At 60.4% G+C, this 18,331-nt stretch carries 17 protein-coding genes; 8 read left to right on the forward strand and 9 right to left on the reverse strand.

The annotated features are described in order from the left end of the window. Positions 1-8: 8 nt before the first annotated feature. A complete protein-coding gene (locus RAD10_RS14660) occupies positions 9-887 on the reverse strand; it encodes an ImmA/IrrE family metallo-endopeptidase (protein ID WP_461618049.1) in 879 nt (292 codons plus the stop codon). A gap of 1 nt (position 888) precedes the next feature. Further along, the gene (locus RAD10_RS14665; RefSeq protein WP_461618050.1) at positions 889-1,197 is read right to left on the reverse strand and encodes a helix-turn-helix domain-containing protein; all 309 of its coding nucleotides are present in this window, start codon (positions 1,195-1,197) and stop codon (positions 889-891) included. Positions 1,198-1,355: 158 nt separating this feature from the next. On the opposite strand from RAD10_RS14665, the gene RAD10_RS14670 reads away from it, so the two are divergent. From RAD10_RS14670 to RAD10_RS14690, 5 genes are all read left to right on the forward strand, one after another. Continuing rightward, on the forward strand, positions 1,356-2,468 hold the full coding sequence (locus RAD10_RS14670) for an adenylate/guanylate cyclase domain-containing protein (RefSeq protein ID WP_461618051.1): 1,113 nt from the start codon (positions 1,356-1,358) through the stop codon (positions 2,466-2,468). Between the two features lie 10 nt (positions 2,469-2,478). Next, entirely contained in the window at positions 2,479-3,963 is a 1,485-nt protein-coding gene (locus tag RAD10_RS14675; RefSeq protein WP_461618052.1) for an adenylate/guanylate cyclase domain-containing protein, read from the forward strand. Positions 3,964-3,972: 9 nt separating this feature from the next. Next, positions 3,973-4,767, forward strand: a complete 795-nt coding sequence (locus tag RAD10_RS14680) for an E2 domain-containing protein (RefSeq protein ID WP_461618053.1) — start codon at positions 3,973-3,975, stop codon at positions 4,765-4,767. Continuing rightward, a complete protein-coding gene (locus tag RAD10_RS14685; protein ID WP_461618054.1) occupies positions 4,764-5,012 on the forward strand; it encodes a hypothetical protein in 249 nt (82 codons plus the stop codon). Before RAD10_RS14680 ends, RAD10_RS14685 begins: the two co-directional genes overlap by 4 nt. A 261-nt stretch (positions 5,013-5,273) precedes the next feature. Then, positions 5,274-6,215: a class I SAM-dependent methyltransferase gene (locus tag RAD10_RS14690; RefSeq protein ID WP_461618055.1), complete on the forward strand. Its 942-nt coding sequence runs from the start codon at positions 5,274-5,276 to the stop codon at positions 6,213-6,215. Here the strand turns inward: RAD10_RS14690 and RAD10_RS14695 are convergent. The 3 genes from RAD10_RS14695 to RAD10_RS14705 form a co-directional block, all read right to left on the reverse strand. Next, positions 6,212-6,835: a hypothetical protein gene (locus tag RAD10_RS14695; RefSeq protein ID WP_461618056.1), complete on the reverse strand. Its 624-nt coding sequence runs from the start codon at positions 6,833-6,835 to the stop codon at positions 6,212-6,214. The two genes, RAD10_RS14690 and RAD10_RS14695, sit on opposite strands and share 4 nt — an antisense overlap. Positions 6,836-6,841: 6 nt before the next feature. Beyond that, positions 6,842-8,131, reverse strand: a complete 1,290-nt coding sequence (locus RAD10_RS14700; protein WP_461618057.1) for a hypothetical protein — start codon at positions 8,129-8,131, stop codon at positions 6,842-6,844. Positions 8,132-8,388: 257 nt separating this feature from the next. Further along, positions 8,389-8,619 carry a hypothetical protein gene (locus RAD10_RS14705; RefSeq protein ID WP_461618058.1) on the reverse strand — a complete coding sequence of 77 codons (231 nt, stop codon included), beginning with the start codon at positions 8,617-8,619 and terminating at the stop codon, positions 8,389-8,391. Positions 8,620-9,247: 628 nt separating this feature from the next. Between RAD10_RS14705 and RAD10_RS14710 the strand changes: the two genes are divergently transcribed. Next, positions 9,248-12,307, forward strand: a complete 3,060-nt coding sequence (locus RAD10_RS14710) for a superinfection immunity protein (protein ID WP_461618059.1) — start codon at positions 9,248-9,250, stop codon at positions 12,305-12,307. A gap of 576 nt (positions 12,308-12,883) precedes the next feature. Here the strand turns inward: RAD10_RS14710 and RAD10_RS14715 are convergent. Beyond that, on the reverse strand, positions 12,884-13,231 hold the full coding sequence (locus tag RAD10_RS14715; RefSeq protein ID WP_461618060.1) for a septal ring lytic transglycosylase RlpA family protein: 348 nt from the start codon (positions 13,229-13,231) through the stop codon (positions 12,884-12,886). Between the two features lie 1,295 nt (positions 13,232-14,526). On the opposite strand from RAD10_RS14715, the gene RAD10_RS14720 reads away from it, so the two are divergent. Continuing rightward, positions 14,527-14,754 carry a DUF3833 family protein gene (locus RAD10_RS14720; protein ID WP_461618061.1) on the forward strand — a complete coding sequence of 76 codons (228 nt, stop codon included), beginning with the start codon at positions 14,527-14,529 and terminating at the stop codon, positions 14,752-14,754. Beyond that, positions 14,729-15,001 carry a DUF3833 family protein gene (locus RAD10_RS14725; protein ID WP_461618062.1) on the forward strand — a complete coding sequence of 91 codons (273 nt, stop codon included), beginning with the start codon at positions 14,729-14,731 and terminating at the stop codon, positions 14,999-15,001. The genes RAD10_RS14720 and RAD10_RS14725 overlap by 26 nt, the downstream gene beginning before the upstream one ends. A 442-nt stretch (positions 15,002-15,443) precedes the next feature. Here RAD10_RS14725 and RAD10_RS14730 read toward each other — a convergent pair whose 3' ends face one another. From RAD10_RS14730 to msrB, 3 genes are read right to left on the reverse strand one after another with little or no spacing between them, the layout of a single operon-like run. After that, a complete protein-coding gene (locus RAD10_RS14730; protein WP_461618063.1) occupies positions 15,444-16,724 on the reverse strand; it encodes a lactonase family protein in 1,281 nt (426 codons plus the stop codon). 13 nt (positions 16,725-16,737) lie between these two features. Then, entirely contained in the window at positions 16,738-17,250 is a 513-nt protein-coding gene (gene msrA / locus RAD10_RS14735) for a peptide-methionine (S)-S-oxide reductase MsrA (protein WP_461618064.1), read from the reverse strand. 2 nt (positions 17,251-17,252) lie between these two features. Then, positions 17,253-17,705, reverse strand: coding sequence for a peptide-methionine (R)-S-oxide reductase MsrB (gene msrB / locus RAD10_RS14740; RefSeq protein WP_461618065.1), 453 nt, complete (start codon positions 17,703-17,705; stop codon positions 17,253-17,255). Positions 17,706-18,331: the final 626 nt, after the last annotated feature.

Raw genomic sequence — 18,331 nt, forward strand, 5'->3', positions numbered from 1 at the left:
GCGTGATCTCATCCGCGGCGAACGAAACGTTCGTACGTGTCCTCGAGCGGTTTTCCTTCGGACCACGATTTAGGCTCCGCATCCGGCAGATGCAGCAGGGTATAGGCGGTGTCGTACTTCTCGCTCCGGAACGAGTGCTCTCTAACTCGCTGGTTGAACCACACTCCCGCCGAGTGATCGACGCCGCTACGGACTTCGGGCGTGAACTGTGCCTGCGCAACCGCCGATCCGGCCGGAAGTTCGACCGGTCCACGGCTGGTGCGGATGAAGACGCCGGTCTTAAAAGCCGCTTCGCTGGACCACGCCCAATCGACGTAGCCGTCCACTGACTTGACGAAGACCGACCGCCTGTCCGTGTATCTGAGCCACCTCAGAACCGCAGCGACCAGCGAAACTTCGTAACGACTGGCGCAGGCGCCGATGGCATCGAAGTCAGGCTTGTCAGTAGGCGAGATCTGCTTCCGGAAATCGTCCAACGGCATCAGGAGCCACGACGCGAACTCGTTAGCCTCGCGCTCGACTTGCAGCTTCGTGCGGCCGTCCACGTCGGCTTCGCTCGACTGGATGCCGTCAGGATACTTCTTCCTGTGCAGCAGATAGTGGCCGAATTCGTGGGCCACGGTGAACCTACATCTTCCAGGCGACTGACCCTTGCCGTAGGCGATGCCCCAGCGCTTTCTGGATTCGGCCGGGACGAGAGCGCCGGCGAAGCCCTCTAGGTCCTGTTCTTCGACCTTCGAGATTGGATCGCCCGGAAACAACTGGGCACTCGTTTCCATCGCGAGGCGACCGACGTCAAAGCGGTACCTGTCGGGTGGGTTCGCCAGATTCAGCATCTGATTGAAGTGGTTTGCCCACCTCTGAAGCCCCCACCCGTCGAAGTTCATCTCATTCGTCCAGCGCTTTCGCCATGCGGCGCAGTCGAGCCCTGGCCTCGGGCGTCATCGATTGATATTCGCGGAAAAAGGCCTTGTCCTCGGCGGACTCCAACTGCTCCCCACCCAAGAGATAATCGATCGTCACATTGAACACGCGGGCCAGACCGCCAAGCTTCTCAGCCGACGGTCGCGGCAGGTCCCGATTTTCAAGCTCCCACAGGTAGGACTTGCTCAATCCAGCCTGCTCGGCGACCTGATCCAGTGTCAATTTCTCTTTCTTTCTCAGGGCTTTAATCCGATCCCGGATCGTCTCTGTCACGCGCTGCACCCTCGTTTCCGCGGTTTGTTCGGTGTAGCAGCATAACTCGTCCTTGACTGGCGGCAAAGCCCTCAGTAAGTTCGGAATAGACATACTTAATGTAGTGCGAAAGCGGAAAAACCTTCTGCAGCTTTCTGTTCCATCAATGGGAACTTGATATGGCCCTGCCAACCGACGTCGAAAAGGTACTCAGCCTGTTTCTTGAGCAATTTTGTCCGGATCCGTCGGCGATCCGCAGCGCCCTCGACCGCACTCTCTTGGCCACCGTCCTCGATTTCCTTCCTGGCGAGCCAATCTGCGAACGCGGCGACCGCGTGCAGGGATGCTGGCTGGTGGTCGACGGCCAAGTCGAAATCCGTGCCAACGACCAGATGATCGCCTTCCGCGGCAAGGGCGAGATCGTCGGCGAACAGGGACTTCTTCACCTGCTCTCCGGGCGCGATGGCACCAGGACGGCGGACTTGAAGGCTACCGGCGCCGCCAAGCTTTTGTGCATCGACGCTTCCTTCCAAGAGCGCCTGGCGGATCAAGAAAAGGTCATCTGGACGCTCACGCTGGCGGGCGTCGTCAACCACAAGCTCGAGCAGGCTACGGGGATGCGATCCGAGTTGCGTAGCCTAGCCACTCAGCACGAACGCCTCCTCCGCCGGTTTTCGGACGGCGATGCGCTCGGCCTCATCAAGATCGCGACTCGCGGCGGGCGACCTTCGATCCAGAATCGTCGAGCGATCATCTTCTTTAGCGACATCGCGGGATTCAGCGTCTGGTCGGCTTCCAGGTCATCGAACGAAGTCGCCGAACACCTCACCGAACTCGCCGCCATCCAGATCAACGCCGTGCGCGACTGCGGCGGTCAGATCGACAAACTGATGGGCGACGGCGCGATGGCTTACTGGTTTGTTGATTCCGCCGACCGCGAGAGATGCGAGCCGGCCGCCGTGCTCGCCTGCGTGCTTAAAGTGGCCTCGGAATGCCGCGCCTACTTCGAGAAGCACGGCTTGCCGCTCGGCCTGCGCATCGGCCTGCACGCCGGCGACGTGGCGTTCGGCGACTTCGGCGCGGAGAACAGGATCGCCGTCACTCTGCTCGGAGCCGCCGTCAACACGGCGGCCAGGTACGAACAAGCGAAATCTCCCGAACTCGGCGAGATCAGAATCAGCCCGACCTTGCGCGACCTCATGGTCGGGTCGGGTGCAGAGCCCGACACCTTCCGGGGCCCGACGAAGGTGGAAGCGAAGCACGGCGTCGAATTAGACGTCTATTCCATCTGAGGAGAAGGTAATGACCTGGAATCAAGACCGCGCGAAATCGAGGATCCGCGAACATCTGAAAACGGTGCCGGAAGTCGATCGCCAAATCGCGCTGGACAGCCAAGTTCTAGCCAAACGCGGACTGCTCAGCCGCATGCCGCTCAGGGAAGCCTTCGTCGTCGAGGGCGCCCATCTCTACGGCCAGCTTCTCGACTTCGAGGACCTGGTTACGGAGCAGGGCCAGGAGACAGAGGCCGCGCACCGGCGCCTGCTGCGCTTCCTCAACATGCACTATCGGGTGTGGGATTCCCTCGTCGACGGCGAAGACGGTGACCGGATCGACTATCACGGCGCCCGCCTTCATGCCGTCGTCGCCTCGCCCGTCGGCGACCCCGCCGCGCAGATCGAGCGCGCCGTGGCACTTGCACGCAAGCTCAAGGAAGCCGCCCAGAAAGTCGGCGAGGCTCACGGCTTCCCTTCCCGCATCCGCTTCGGCATCGATCACGGCAAGTGCCTGGCGATGACCACGGGGCGCGGCGCGCACGAAAAGGACACGCTATTTCTGGGGCGGCCCGCAAACCACGCCGCGAAGCTCGTCGCATCCGGATCCGAGCAGGGCATCTTCCTCACCGAAACGGCCCAAAAGCGTATCGCTGCAGCGGCAATCCGCAAGCATGCAGGTGGTATCATGACGCTTGACGAAGCCTACATCGCGACCGCCGCGAAAAAGTACGCCTTCGACAGCATCGACCGCATCGCCTCGGCCATCGCGTCGGATTCCTCGGAGCCGATGTTCCGCTTCAAGCGACCCACGCTGCCGCTGTCCTCCGTGAAATTCAGCGAACTCTCCCCCGCAAACTCGATCCGCATGGGGATGGCCTCGATCTTCGCGGACATCGACGGGTTCACCAATTTCGTAGACCAGTCGATTCAGGGCGGTTCCGAGAAGATCCGCGACGCGGTCAAGATCGTCCACGTCATCCGCGAAGAGCTCAACTCCGTGCTCAAGGATGATTTCGGCGGCAAGCGCGTGCGCTTCATCGGGGATTGCATCCACGGCTGCGTAGCCGAAGGCGAACGCGCCGACGATGCCGCCGCAAGCGTACGCGAAGCCGCGCTGTGTGCCTCGGCGATGAGGTCGTCTTTCGACCTCTGCCTGGAAGCCGTCCAACCAGATGCTGCGATCGACCTCGCCGTCGGGATCGAGTATGGGCCGACCCCGATGACGCGCTTGGGCCATCGTGGTGACGACAGCGTGCGTTGCGCCGCAAGTCGCGCCACGATCAACGCCGAACGCACCCAGCAGGCCATCGAACATGGCGGTATCCGCCTCGGTGCGGTCGCAGCGGCCATCGCGGATCCCACCGTCCGCAAGCACTTCTCGTCCGGGCGGCTGATGTCCTTCGATTCGGCCTCGGACCTGCTGATGACGCCGCAGGCCCCCGCGGTCCAGATCCTGCGCAGCGAACCGGCAGCACGGTCCCACGCGGCATCGCCGAAGCCGTCGCGGGGATGATCTCCGATCATGTCGCTCGACGCGCTCGCACGATGCTGTCCGACCTGGGCGGAGTTCCGGTCTGTCCACGCCCGTGAGGCGGACATCGACGTCGTTGCGGTGCGGAGCAGCAAGGCCTTCACCCGAGTCTTCCAGCTGAGGGTCGTCTCTCTCGGCGGTGAGATCATCGTGTCGGAACGATCGGTCGGAAGCACGCTACCGGCGTGCTGCCCTGAGCGGCACATCAACCCGGGCGGATCTTTCTGCATCGGCCTGCGCGCCGGCGAGGGCATCACCGACGAGACGGCGCCTGCATGGTGGACGAAGCTGCACGCTTTCGCACTGTGGCAGGAGACGGCGGAGGAGACGGGCTTCTGGCCCAGCGAGGCGCAACTCTCGCATGGCGAAGCCGGCGAAGTGGAGCTCGCGGCCGAGAACGCGGCCGATCAGGTGGGGCTGCGAGCCGCCTATCGCGAAGCCGTCGCATTCGGCACGGGCGTCATCGCCTTGGGCATGCGCAGGATCAACGCGCGGACGGGGAGGCTGCGCAACGGGCGAAGCACCTGCATCTGCGGACGCAAAGACCGGCGGGGATGCACTCTGCTCCGGAGGGATTGCCACGGCAACGGGCTCGGCTGTCCGATCATTTTCGAGCATCGCCGGCGCGTCCTGGTGGACGATTTCTGGCGGGCGCTGCGTGGACGCGTTGCTTGCTGCGGCACCATGCGGGAATGCCCGCTGCGGCCCGGAGACGCCACCAGGGACGACGGAAGAACTTTGCACGCCGCGGAAACGCACGAAGGCGCAATAGGAGGTGAGGCATGAAAGTTTGGCACCGTATCTGGCCGATTGTGCATCCGATCATTCTCCTGGCCATGCTTGCTGGGTCGCTGACGCGCAGCGGGGCCGTTGCCATGATCTTTCTCCCTTGGCGCCAGCGTCCGGACGAGCGACGTCGTCCACTGCAGGCGAGCGTTGTCATTCGCGGGCGAGGGCGCCCACGGTTGTTCGATGAGATCAGGAGGCTGTTCGGGGAGCTCGCGCTGCGGGCCGCCACACTCAATCCTTGAGGGGCGACGCCACTAGGACGGCGGGCGTGCGGACACGAGGTCGGTCGTGATGCTCATGGGGTCACGATAATTCGAACCATTGAAAGGTCCGTCCGGGAGATCGATAAAATTCTAATGGACTTCTGAACGCTTGTTCATTGGGCGCGAAGAAACGCGAGATGCTGCCCCACGGTTATTTTCTTTGACACCATTCTTCGTCCCACGACATAAGGGCGCGATCCCAAAGTGGGTCCAGTTAGGACGACAAGAGCGGAACTTGAGATGCGATTTGACGCGGCGGCCCTTTGGCCGGATGTAGAGACAGTTCGTTCCATCGACGCAATCCTGCGAGAGGAATGGCTCTTGGACTTCCAACCTGACGTTGGGTCAATCAGCGCCAAATTTCCCGATACTGAGGTCCTTCTCCAACGGTATGACGATGCTCACGCGAGGGCTGCACAAAAGGCCGGACCCGGCAGAGACGTCGACGAGCGGGAACTATTCAGACTGTTGGCCCACCCAGGCCTCTTTGCGGTCGCAGCCTCGGCCAGACGGCACTACATTCTAGACGGGGTCGCACTGGCAATTGGAATTTTGCAACGGTTCCAGCTCGGCGGTCCGGTTCTCGACGCTGGATGTCATATTGGAGTGTCGACGAACGTTCTGGGCAAGCTCATCTCGAATAGGATCATTGGTTTGGATCCCGTGGGCGCCGCGATTGATTCCGCGAGGAAGCTTTCGTCAGGTTTGCCGAATGTCGAATTCGTTCGGGCTGTGTTGCCCTGGAAGAGTGAAACTCATTTTGACTTGGTGTTCTGCCAAGACGTCCTGCACCATGTGCCGCAGACTAGTCATCCGAGGCTAATTGCTTCCCTGGGCGAGCTCGTTAAATCCGGTGGATTTGTCCTACTGTCAGCAGACGATATCATCCATCCAGATTGGCTGGATCACAATGGCCCTGCACTTCAACAGGCGCAGTTGGGATATTTCGATTCCGATGTCCTTGGAGGCTTCGGCGGCAATCCAGGGACGTTCCAAGGGGCGACCGCCGTCCTGCTTCGAAAGGGTGATGCGACGCCTATTCCCAAGGAGCTGGCGTCGATTTCCGTGCGAGAGTGGGAGTCGCACTTTAAGGCCTATGCTAATGATCCCCGAACACCCGCCCGCGAGAAAACGCAGGCCTTTGAGCGAGCAAGACGCACGCCGTCAGCAGGCACAGTCTAAGCGCCTGCGAACGGTCCTGAAATGGCACTTTGGAGCTCACCCACCAGGGTCCAGCCCTCCTGGTCCATTTCCCGTAAATCCATGATAGCAAGTACATTCCAAATGTTTTCTTGCACGGCGCCAAGGGAGTCGCTGATCCTATCGGCTGGATTGCGCATCGCCGCGACAAGTTCGGCGACGGTTCTGAAGCCGCTCTTCTGAAGTGGTACCTGCACCTTAGGATGCTGCGGAGGTAGGCGGTCGCGCTCTTCCAAGTCTCGATAGCTCTTCCCATCGTCTGCAATGGTCACATACGCGCGGTTCACCATTAAGGCGCCTATGCCGTCCGGATTGCTGTCGGATGCAAGCGCGAGGCGTACAAACCGTAAAGCGGCGAGCGAAATGCCGCCATCGGCTCCGCGATCTGGAGTAGCAGCCTCGATATTGCGCTCGACCAGCAAGAGCTTCTGTTCTGATGAGAGCGATTGATCTCCCACCAGGTCACGTGTTCTCCGCAGGGTGCTGGCAAACACGTAGGCAGCGCCTGGACAAGAGGCCTTCAGCCGGCCGTACTTGTCGATAGCCGCACTGGCCCGCATTCCTAATTCCGAGATTTTCCTGCGGCGAAAAAATCCAAACACTGCTTGCTACTTCTTTCGGACGTAAAAGTTTATGTCTTCGGGTGCTGCGCTCATGGGATTCGCGCCGGAACCGGCCTTGAGTTCATTGCGGTAAAGCCTCACCACCCGGGCTAGTGAGTCCTTGTTGGTCGGATAGCTGCCTTGCGGCAATGGCCGTTCGCCACGCGATTTCCAGATCTCGTTGAGTTTGTCGACCAGATCCGCTGTCGAGGTTACATCCAAATCCGCCGCGAGAGTTGGCTCGATGGGCGCCAAGCGCATCCGCGTATAGGACAGTAGGCCGGACGATGCCGACGCCTTTGGCAGAGTAATGGGGCGCCGTGTAATCTGCCTGTAAGGAGATGTGGCCGCGAGTCGAGGTCTTTTGATCAGCGGCGCATATTCGGTGAGGCTGGCCGGCGGCACGTAAATTCCGAAGCCTGCCGCGGTGCAAAGCAGGCTGAATGCCCGCTCGATTTCCATGGGGCGCAGATGGGCACCGCCGACGCTGTTGAGAGCCCTCGCAGCCTCGTCGCGAAAAAAAAGCCCACGCTCGGAGCGACGGCTTGCACAAATCTCCCAAACGCGGTCGGGCGGGTGCCCAATCGTCCGCTCGAAAGCTTCGAAGTTTGCCTCGGTTTGCTGGCGATAGGCATCAACGGCGTTGATCACCTCCAGTGCCGGTCCGCGCGGGCGTCCGTTCGGGGCGGCAGTTGGGTAGCTCTCGACCGCGACCTCGAAATGGAACGCGAGTCGTAGGGCCGCCTTCCAGAATCGCAACACGATCGTCTGAGCGTGCAGGCGTCGTATCTCGTCGAAATCATCGTTCCGGGTGCGAAGCCGAATTCCGTCGCTGAAATCTTTGATGAGCTCACGTGCGTCACGGAAGAACAGGAGTTCGTCAGCTGGGCGGTTCCCTTGCCCGGCCTGTTCGCACGCAAAGGAGCGGTCGCTGCGCCATTCGCCTGCCCAGCCCCATTTTCCGTAGCCGGCGTAGCGACGCGGGCTTATGCGGACCGACAGGTGGCCGGACGAGGTCATTTCTGCCGTCACGGTGATGCGCTTTTTCTTTTCTCGCGTGCCGACTTCCAACCGGCGTGCCCGCCAACCTTTTGCGTCGACGAACGAGCGGTCAAACAGGGTGGCATAGATCGTTGTTTCGAATTCGGTGTCATCGAGCAAGAGCTGTAGCAACGTTTTCGCCTGGCCAGCGTACTCATCGCCCGATGCAGCGATCACACCAAGGCGCTCGGCGACCAGGTAGTGCTCAAGTCTGTTAAGGGTGCCGTACAGTTGGGGCGGGTCGGGGAGCAACATCTGGCAGCTTCTACGCTACAACACACACTCCGCGACAACCGAGTTCCGCAGGGGACCGCGTCTCGCTTGCTCTAAGGCCAATTGCGCCCCGGAAGAACTGGCGGCGATCACCGCTGCCATGATCGCAGGCACCAAGCTTCTCATTGTCTTTGCTCCATCTCGCCCATTGTCCAACTACTGACCGCATCGGCGTCGCAGGGGAAATTAGCTCCTGATGCAAGATTCGAGGATCCACCGTCAACGCGTCGTTAGTCTGATTAATGGGGCCGAAAATGAATGGCCGGCGCGGAGGCCTCAGACTCCGGGCGGGTGCCGTAGGCGCGGGGCTGACGCATCCTTGACATCGTGGCGAGAATCGACGGGCTGCCGATGATCAAACCAGTCTCGGCATCGGTGCACACGATCCTTGCCGGCATCGCCGGATCCTCCGGCACCACGATCGCGATATCGCAGTCCCTGTACGGGGATTGAGGGGCACTGACGCGCATGGTCTCTCCCTTGCGCCCGCGTCCGGACGAGCGAGTCGTCCGCTGCAGACAAGAATTATCGTTCGCAGGCCAGAGCGCCCTCGGTTTGTTCGATGAGATCAGGAGACTGTTCGGGAGCTCGCTCTTGGGCGCGCCGTTCTTAGGTTTTGAGAGACGGCGTAGGCGTTGGCGCGAGACGTGCGGACAGGAGGTGGATCGTGATGCTCATGGGCTCACGATAATTCGAATCCTTGAAAGGTCCGGCCGGAGGTCGCTAAAATTCTAGCGGCCGCTTACTGGGGGCCGGTTCTGAAGGACGAGAAATCGTCTATAGTTCGGAAGAGAACCTTCAATTTCGAATCCTTGAATGCCCCCGGACTCGATGCCGAAGAGAGAGCGGTCATTTCGTTCGAAGTGACTCGCCCGCGATCGCCGCGTATTGGTCGTCAGGGTTCTACAAGTCGAGCTATGTTTGAGCTCCAGCAGGCCCCGCCGCAGTGCCAACAATTGCGCGGTTAACCGCGTTGAACACTCCCCCTCGGCAAGTGAGTAAGGATAGCTACAAAAGTCCTGTTCAATCCACGTTTTTATCCTGATGAACCAATCAGAGGTTGCTATAATCGACTTCTGATTGCTGGGGGATTCCGCGTTGATCCGTTTCGTCAGGTTTATTCTCTTCATTTTTTTGACCGGCGTTCCGCAGGGGGCCTTTGCCCAGCAGCGGGAGATCTTCGAGCTATTCGGAGGCATGATTAGGTCTGGAATGGCAGCGGCTACCCAGGCGGACTGGGAGCGCTTACCGGGGTCCGAAGTCGCTTGCGTTGATGGAGCTCTCCGCCAGCGCGGCTCCTCCATCAACGAAATGATCCGCCAGGGCGTATCTCCGTCGGACCCACGCGTGTCGGGGTTCCGCAACCAATGCCGTAATCAGTCGAATGCGTCCGGGCCAAGCTTCGATTGTCGCCGGGCCAGATTCGCTGATGAGATTGCCGTCTGCCAGGATCCAGAACTCGCTCGCCTCGATCGGCTGATCGGTCAAGGCTACCAGGATCTGGTTGCTCTATTCGGGGAAGGGCCCGCCCGCTCCGTTGCAGCCCCCCTACTGGCCGCGCGTCGGGCCTGCCAGTCCGACGTCGGCTGTATCAAGAGCGCCCAGCTTTCCGCCATCCGACAATTCCAGCGGCGCGGTGCCGTCATCGCCGATGCGGAAGCGGCGCCTGCAGCACTTGGGGCCGCGATGCAGACGCCCGTGGCGGAAGCCATTTACGCGGTCGAGGGCTTGCATCTAGGTGGCCGCGTTTCGCTCGCCAGCCCTTCCTATCTGGAGTACCGCTGTAATCCCAGCGACCAATTCGCAGGTCTGAGCTGGTGCCAAAAGCGGCGCCAGGAAACGTCCCCTCGAGGGGCGTATACTTCTACGACGACGATCATCCACTCGAACGACGGGACCGCGCTCTACGTCAACCGCTACCTGGAGCCGGCCTTCTTCGCCGGCACCGAGGCGATGGACGATGTCCGACGGCTCTCAGCCAAGTATGGCGAGCCTCATTACATCTCCTCGCCGGTCTCGGTCGGGCCGAGCACGTTGATGGCTACCTGGGGCGACGTATCTCTCCAGCCGCTCGATCGCGCACGTTTGGCAGACCTCGCTGCCGGCCGCGACGTCAGGGCCGGCATACTGGTCGACCACATCGGCAATTTCCAGCGCTCCGCCACCATCGGTCTGCCGGTCTACCGGGTGACCGGCGGCGCGGGGTACGTCTGGGCGGCGAGCTGGGACCAGGCCGGTCGCGGTACGCTTCGCTTCCTGACCATCGACGCCTCGAAGCTGGCGCCGAGCCCGCCCGACGTCAGCCAGGAGGTTTCGTCCAATCAAGCAGGCGTGCCTGCAAATCCGCCGTCCGCAAGTGAGTCCTTGAAGGCCGCGCCGGCGCCGCCAAGCCCGCCCGCACCGCAGCCGTCCTTCCAGCCGTCGCCGACGTCGACCACAGCCGTGTCCCCGCCGGTGGTCGTTGGACAACCAGTTCAGCCCGAGAACTTAAAATCCGAATCCTTGCCTCAGCCGCTCCCGACCCAAGTCGCGCCGGCAACGGTTGCTCCTGTTTCATCGCCGAAGCCAGCCGTCATAGTCCAGACGGAGCCGCCAGCGCAGAACCAACCTGCGGAGGTCAGTCGACAGGTTACTGAAGCGCCATCCGCCGACGAACCCGCCCCGCCGCGCGTGGTCGGTCCACCGATTGCGATACAGCCGACGGCGAAGGCACCCGAAACCAACTACCTCCAATGGGCTCTCGTCGCGGCCGTCCTCATTCTCGTCGGCGCTGTCGGTTTCCTGCTCTTCGACAGGCGCAAGAAGATTGGACCGATCTCGAGCCCCGCAGCTGCGCCGGCGCCGGCGCTCATGGACCTTAAGCCCATAGAACCCTCGATCATGGCGCCTTCCGAGGACAAGGCCCTGCACCCCGAGGAGCCCGAGCGCCCCGCGCCGATAATGGAAGAGCCGCCAGCCTTGCCGATCCCGCTGCCCGAGGCGGCATCGACGGGCCGCACATTGGATGCGAATGCGAGCGCTCCGGCCCCGGCACTACAGGGGAGCGATTTCAGGCGCTCGTCGAACATTATGGAGCACCGGCATTTCGGAATAGGACTTCTCATGGTCCTGGTCGCGCTTTCCGCGTTGATGGGCATGGCCATCGGACCCGTCGGATTCATCCCGCTAGGTCTAGCGGTTTACCTTCTGCCAACCATCATTGCCTTCAAAGTTCGGCACCACTACGCTTGGGTGTTGGCGATCCTGAACGTCGTATTTGGATTCACCGTGCTCGGCTGGCTGGGCTTCTTCGTGTGGGCGCTGATCGGTCCGCGAAAGTCCGCGCTGGACTCCATGTCACAGCATTCGGCACTGGGCCTGGCGAAGAGTCCGACCGGCGATCCCGCTTTAACCATGTCGGACTACGACCTGCGCTCCGGATGGAAGATGCCCGTGCTGCAGGCAGAGATATTCTCGTTCGAGGGCGATGGAGCCCCGGTGGAATCGGCCGATTCTATCAAGGTGTTCTTCAAGAACCCGGTTATCGGCATTTGGCGGACGGCGCCCGCGTCGTCCGGCTCGGATTCGGTCCGCTACAATGCCGCCAACCAAGTGAGATGCGTCGCAATAACCGCCGCTGAAACGAAGCTGCGCGTTGGGCGTACGCTTGGAAGAACTGCCTTGACCGGCATAGGCGCAGCGATCCTTACAGGGCGGCAGAGCGCCCTCGGGGCGGCCTTTCTGGACTACAGGTTCGGGGGAGACGAGACCGACGAACTGGTCGCGGCCCTCATCGTGTTTTCCGATTACTCCTCGATCGTACTCCAGAGCGAAAGCAATGAGTTCGAGAAACTCTGCGCGCTGCTGCCCCCTCACGTACTCTCCGAGGAGGTGCAGGCTCAAACCGCCGAGGAAATCGACCGCATCAGACGGATGGCAGCGGATGGCCCGCGCGTCATCGAGGAGATGAAGGCCCAGATCGCCGAGACGGAAAGAAGCATTTTGGCCTTCGCTGAACAGGCGAAGTCTGGAGAGACATTCGCCGAGCGCGATGAAGGACGGATTGGTCTCTCAGAGGCCGAAGAGCGCTTGGTCAACGAGCGTGCCGTTCTAAACGCGGTCGATCGCCTAATCAGATTGGCGGCGAAACGAGAGCTTCCGGACCGAAGGATCGCATAATCTTCCGCGCCTACACTGCGCCGTTGCTGGCATCGTGCGGCACCCGCCCCAGTCCGAAAGTAAGCGAGGGCATCTGTCGGCAGCGAGAGCCAATCCGCAGCGATCTAAGCCGATTTCGCTGCTGGGCCTGTGTGTGGTTGCAAATTTGTAAGCCCATGAGCGCCACAAAACGTGACACTCTTTTGTGTCCTTTGACACTCTTATGAGTCCCCGCACAACAAAAGTGATACGCGCGCCAGCGCATCCAGCTTCGTGTCCCAGTAGAGATGGTCCAGCTAGCTGTCGAGCAGGTAGTTCGGCGCGAACAGACGGACGTTACCGATGAGCCGACACGCATCTCCTTGCATGCGTAGTTGATCAGGAGCTGTTGGGGAGATTGATGTGCAGTCGCCCTGAACTGATAGACTTTGGTGGTAAACGGAGCCAGTTCGTCAACTGATAAGGTTTCTAACAAAACCTTATCAGTTCGACGAAAAGCTAATAGGCCAGCGGGATGCGTCAGAAGGAGTGCGTCACGTTGCGGTGGTCCGAGGTCAACTGGCCTGCAAGGGCCACGCCCTCCATCGGCGTCGTTCTCTACAACACCTCAGCACGAATCTGGACGACCCCTAGCTCCGTAATTCCTAAGCTTTGCGCAGCGGCGAGCGAAAGGTCGAGGACACGGCCACGAACGAATGGGCCTCGGTCATTGATGGTGACGATGACGCTGCTTCGGCCATGGGTTACGCGAACCTTGGTACCGAACGGCAGGTTGCGATGGGCGGCCGTTAGCAAATTGCGATTGAATGACGAACCGCTCGCTGTCTTGCTCATGGAATACGCATAGAAGGAAGCCTTTCCAGAAAAGACTCGATTGGAAGTTCGAGCGTCCTTCAATGTATCTTGTCCAGCCGGAGGTTGCGCTTGCGGTGCGTCCTTCTTCATCTGTTCGAGTCCCTGAGGGACCGGATCTGCGTGGGCGTTTGGAATGATGGACCATCGGTCATTGAAATCCTGTGCTGCGGCGGAGTCCGGGGACAATCCGATCCAAGCTGGGACTGTCACAATCGCGACCATTCTGACGACAGGATGCATTGTTGGTCTCGTCTAAAAATTGAAGATCAAACCGACAATGCAAGCTCGTGAGGCCGCGTTCCTCAATACGCGTTCGCGTCAGGAAAACGGTGATTGCATACCGACCTTGTGGAGCGGGAGCGTAGAGGCACCGCAGCAAGACAGCCATTTCGCTGCGACGCATCAAACTGCGAAGGGCAGGGGCGGCCTCACTGCCGGTTCAGACGCCCGGCCTGCAAGCGGGGCTTGACTCCCGCGAAGGTTGTTATTGGATGGCCGCCTTCAGCAGGCGCTGGAAGACGCGCCCAAATTTGGAGGATGGACCATGCTTCACTGGCCCGTTTCGCACTGCATCGAGCACGATGCGTTCGCGGCTAGTTCGGCCCGGAAATTCTTTCCAAAAACGGGCAAAACCTTCCACGAACCGAAGAACGAAACATCACTAGATCGAGAGCTTTCGCTTATTTCTCTTCCCCCGCTAATAGCCCACTGCTTCAGAATCGGAAATCCAATAGGCTTTTGATGTAAGAGGGGGGATCTACGGCAACCGCCCGTCAAGTGCTCCGAGATTTCGGAGAAGCTGCAGTTGCGAAATTGTGTGGCTGCCCAAACTGTAAAAGGCCGAAGACGCTGAAGGGCCTTCCAAAACAATTTTCAAATGCGCCGATCTGATTTGTGACTGTTGCGGATACCTAGCTCAAGTAAAGGCTGCGACAGTTCGAGACCACGACATTTTGCCGCCTGCTGTGTTGGGAGAAGCGGCACAGTGTGTCTGAGACGCCACTAGCTCGGCCATTCCTACTAGGAGCGTCGGATTTCCGACTCTTCTCCGCCCGCCTCGAAGTTATGATCCATGCGCTGGGGCTCAGGTCAGCCGCTTGATTTTTGTCCCGGTGGCCGCTCGACTGTTGCGGGCGGCCTTATTTTCTCTTTCGTGCTGCGATTTGGGTCTGCCATGGACCGCAATCAATACCTCTGCACCGCTTGCGACACGCCGCGAAAGTTCATCAGTAGCGAGCCAGCCGTGAAGCGATACGAAATCCGGTCCTATCAATGTCCGTCCTGCAAGAGTGTGTTGCGGATGGTAGAGCGCACCGAACCGAGCATGTTTCCGCGCTGAGGAACTTGGCTCCGAGAGGCGACTTATGTTGTCGAGGGATTTCGCTATGGCCATCGACGCATTCAGAGATACCACGCCACCATTTCTACCGGAGACCTTCTTCGCCGGTCGCTTAGAAGGATGGGCGGTGGTCGAAAGTCTTGTCGGCGGGCTTCTCAAGCGAGCAACTATATCCGGTCACGGCGAATTGGATGCGGACACCGATACAGTTGTGTTCACCGAGACGTACACCTTTGATGATGGTCACAGTGACACCCTATTGGACCATCCATAAAACGGGTGAAGGTCAATACACCGGGCACGAAAATCGCGTGGAAGGTGAAGCTACGGGCGAGCAAGCGGGGTGTGCCTTCCATTGGAAGTACACGCGCGACACACCGCAAGGCGATGGCAAGTCGTTCAAGCTCAATTTCGATGATTGGTTCTATGCGATTGATGATCGCGCGTGCATCGCTCGCGGAAGCGCCGGGCGAGCGGGCATTCCGTTCGCGACGGCGCATGTCACTTATCGGAAGCTTTAGAGCCTCGGGCAAAGGCGATAGCCTCAAGCTAAAGCTTCCTACCGGAGCGCGGGCTTTCGCGGGAGGGGGCGGCGCACTGCGGACCTCCTTTTGTCGGATGCCACCGGTACGTAGGATTTGAGCGGCCATTCACGGATTCTTACGCCATCATAGTGAAATCGACCTTTGTAAGCTGGCCGTAGCGGCCCTTCTGAAAGTTGCCTCGGTGCTGTTCGCGAGGGTGTAGTCATTGGCCTCTCGCTCGTCAGCGCACAGCGCGCCGTGGTACCGTCGCGATGCTCAGAGATCGTTAAGCTCCAGCAGATCGAGCGTCCTGCGCCGCGGTATCTTGCGATTGACTGATTGTGCGGCAAGGCTGCGAAGGGACGAGACGCGCGTCTGCCAGACCTGATTACAGTGTGAGTAGCTGGATTTTGCTTGGTCGACCGCTCTCCGTCGGTGGTTAGAATCCCGCGAGGCCCTGGGTGCTGTTGTAGGGGATCGGGTTTCGACCAATCTCCGTCAGTCTGCCGCTCGTCTTGTTGAGATAGTAGCTGACAAGCACCTGGGCATTTCCAAAGATCTGGTAGAAGTACTGGTCGTCGGGAGTCAACCAGCTGTCGCTGGGTCCGCTGCTGACGAGGCCGTTCACAGCGCGGAAGCTACCGTCGCCGGGTATCGCGTTGTTGGCCGGGTCCTGGAGAAGACTCAACCGGCCCTCTTCAAGCCGGTAGGTGGAGACCGTTCCGTAGCCGAAGTTGGTCGCGAGCACCAGCGAGTCATCAGATGTCACCTGCAGCCAGCAGAGCTCAGATGGCTTCCCGAGCGCGGTGTCGATCGGGGCCAACGGGCCGTCGACCACGCGACCCTCGCCATTAATGCGGCTCACTAGCACGCCGTCTCCTACCGCGAAGCCGTTCAGGAAGGTATCGCGACTCCGGTTGAGAAAGGCGATGTAGAATGGCCCCGCGCTGCCGGCATTGGCGAAGGAAGCCTCACCGAGTGCGCCGTCGTCGCGCACCGGGAATATCACGAGCCCGTCTGGATCGGGGGCGTTCGCCACGACCAGATTTGGCGACCCGTCCGGATTGACGGCTGGACGAGCGTCGAAGAGGATATCGACTAGCAGGAAGCGGCCGTCGGGCGACAGGACAGCTTGTGTCGACACCCGATCGGTCTTTGTCGCGGTATTTACCGAAGCGCGCTCCGGGCGCAGCTTCAGCTTGCCGTCCTCGGCAACCGTGTATGACCGTAGGTGGTTGGGGCCGAAGGCATGGAGCACGTATAGGGTTCGACTTTGGGGGCGGTAGGCGAGCGACTTCGCTGTTCCGCTGCGCCCGATTACGGGCTCGCCAGTCGGTTGCCGATCGATCACTGTCAGCTTGCCGTCTGGACTCACTCGGAAGCTCGTCACGCTGTTGTCGCCGCCGTTCGTCGTGAACAGCAGGGTGTTGGATTCGGCCAGGATCACGCTGCCAGCGCCCTCGAATGCGTTGGGCGCGCTCTTTTGACCGCTGATCGGCTTGAAGACGCCCGACCCAGCGCCCCCGGTAGGGATACTCTCGAGTAGTTTGAGTTTCCCATCCGCGTTGCGACCGAAGTGCATGATGCGGTTCTGGGTTTCATTGGTCTGCACGTAGACATGACCTACAAGCTCCGAAGCGCGTGCTTCTATTCCGAGAGTCCCGAACAGAAGCAGCACCAGCGGTATAAGGAAGAGATTCGGCGATCGCGGGCGAGTCATACAATTATTCTCCTTAGGCCCTAGTTCTGACCGGTAACTTCCACTGGGGCCGGACGAAATGGCAGGTGTAGCCGTTCGGATAGCGTTCCAGGTAATCCTGGTGCTCAGGCTCGGCCTCCCAAAACTCGCCAGCGGGTGAAATCTCGGTCACAACCTTGCCCGGCCACAGCCCTGACGCCTCGACGTCGGCGATGGTGTCCTCGGCGACGCGGCGCTGCTCCTCGGTCGTGTAGAAAATCGCCGACCTGTAGCTTGTGCCTCGGTCGTTTCCCTGCCGGTTGAGCGTCGTCGGGTCGTGGATCTGGAAGAAGAACTTGAGCAACTCTCGGAAGCTCGTCTGACTCGGGTCGAACACGATCTCGAGCGCTTCGGCGTGCGTTCCGTGGTCGCGATACGTGGCGTTCTTGACGTCGCCGCCCGAGTAGCCGACCCGCGTCGAGACGACACCGGGCAGGCGCCTGAGCAGCTGCTGCATTCCCCAGAAGCAACCTCCTGCCAGGACCGCGGGCTCTGTAGTCGCTGCCATCGTCAGGCCTCCTGTTTTGAGAACAGGGTTGAGTACTTGCCGTATCCCTCGCGTTCTAATTGGTCGCGGTGGATAAACCTCAACGAGGCCGAATTTATACAGTACCTCAACCCGCCCTTGTCGCGCGGCCCATCTGGGAAGACGTGGCCAAGATGGCTGTCGCCGTGCTTGGAGCGAACCTCCGTCCGCGTCATGCCATGCGAGCTGTCAACGTTCTCGGCGACATTTGCTGCCTCGAGGGGCCGCGTGAAACTCGGCCATCCCGTTCCGCTGTCGAACTTGTCGAAGGACGCAAAGAGCGGCTCGCCGGAAACTACGTCCACGTAGAGACCAGGCTCCTTGTTGTCCCAATATTCATTGGCGAAGGGACGCTCGGTCCCGTCAGTCTGCGTGACGCGGTACTGCTCGGGGGTCAACTTCGAGACCGCTTCGGGGTTTTTCCTGTAGGTCGGCATTCGCCGTACTCCGTCTTGTTCTGCATTGAAGACCCAATCACAGAAGTCTGCGCCAATCGTCTCGACCTTTCCTTCCGGCGCCTCGATCCGAAGTCGACCGAAGTCTTATTGAGGTCGTAAATAGGCGTGGAGAGCCTTCTCCACCGTGTTGATCTTTCGCGGACTCGAGTTGCTGATGGGTCATTGGCTTCGGCAACTCTCGTCCATGCTGTGACGAGCCACGGCAAACCGCCAATTCTCTTCTGGAATGCGTTCGATAACTCCTCGGCTACGTCGTCGTGAACGGTAGATGAGGCCGCGGCGGCCGTCGGCGGGCATGGCAGCGCAGGCCGTTGCTCTCCTGGAGCGCGCCAATTGGCTAACGTCGCTCGACACCGTCCTGTGGGACTCGGGTTGGCTGTTGTCATAAGCCAGCGTCCCCGGACGCGCCTTGCACGCGCTGATCGGCTATACCGAACAGCCGACGCAAATCCAGCTCTTGGTCTATCTTGCCGTTGTCGCGATACAAGTTGGCTGGATGGCTTATTGTCAAATAGGACGTCCGCCGCGCGGCAGAGAGCTATTGCTATGGGCCGAAGGCTGGAGGCTAGCTAGGCCGCGGACGAGCCTTCAACGTCGCAATGCGC

Source organism: Bradyrhizobium sp. 23AC, assembly GCF_054863025.1.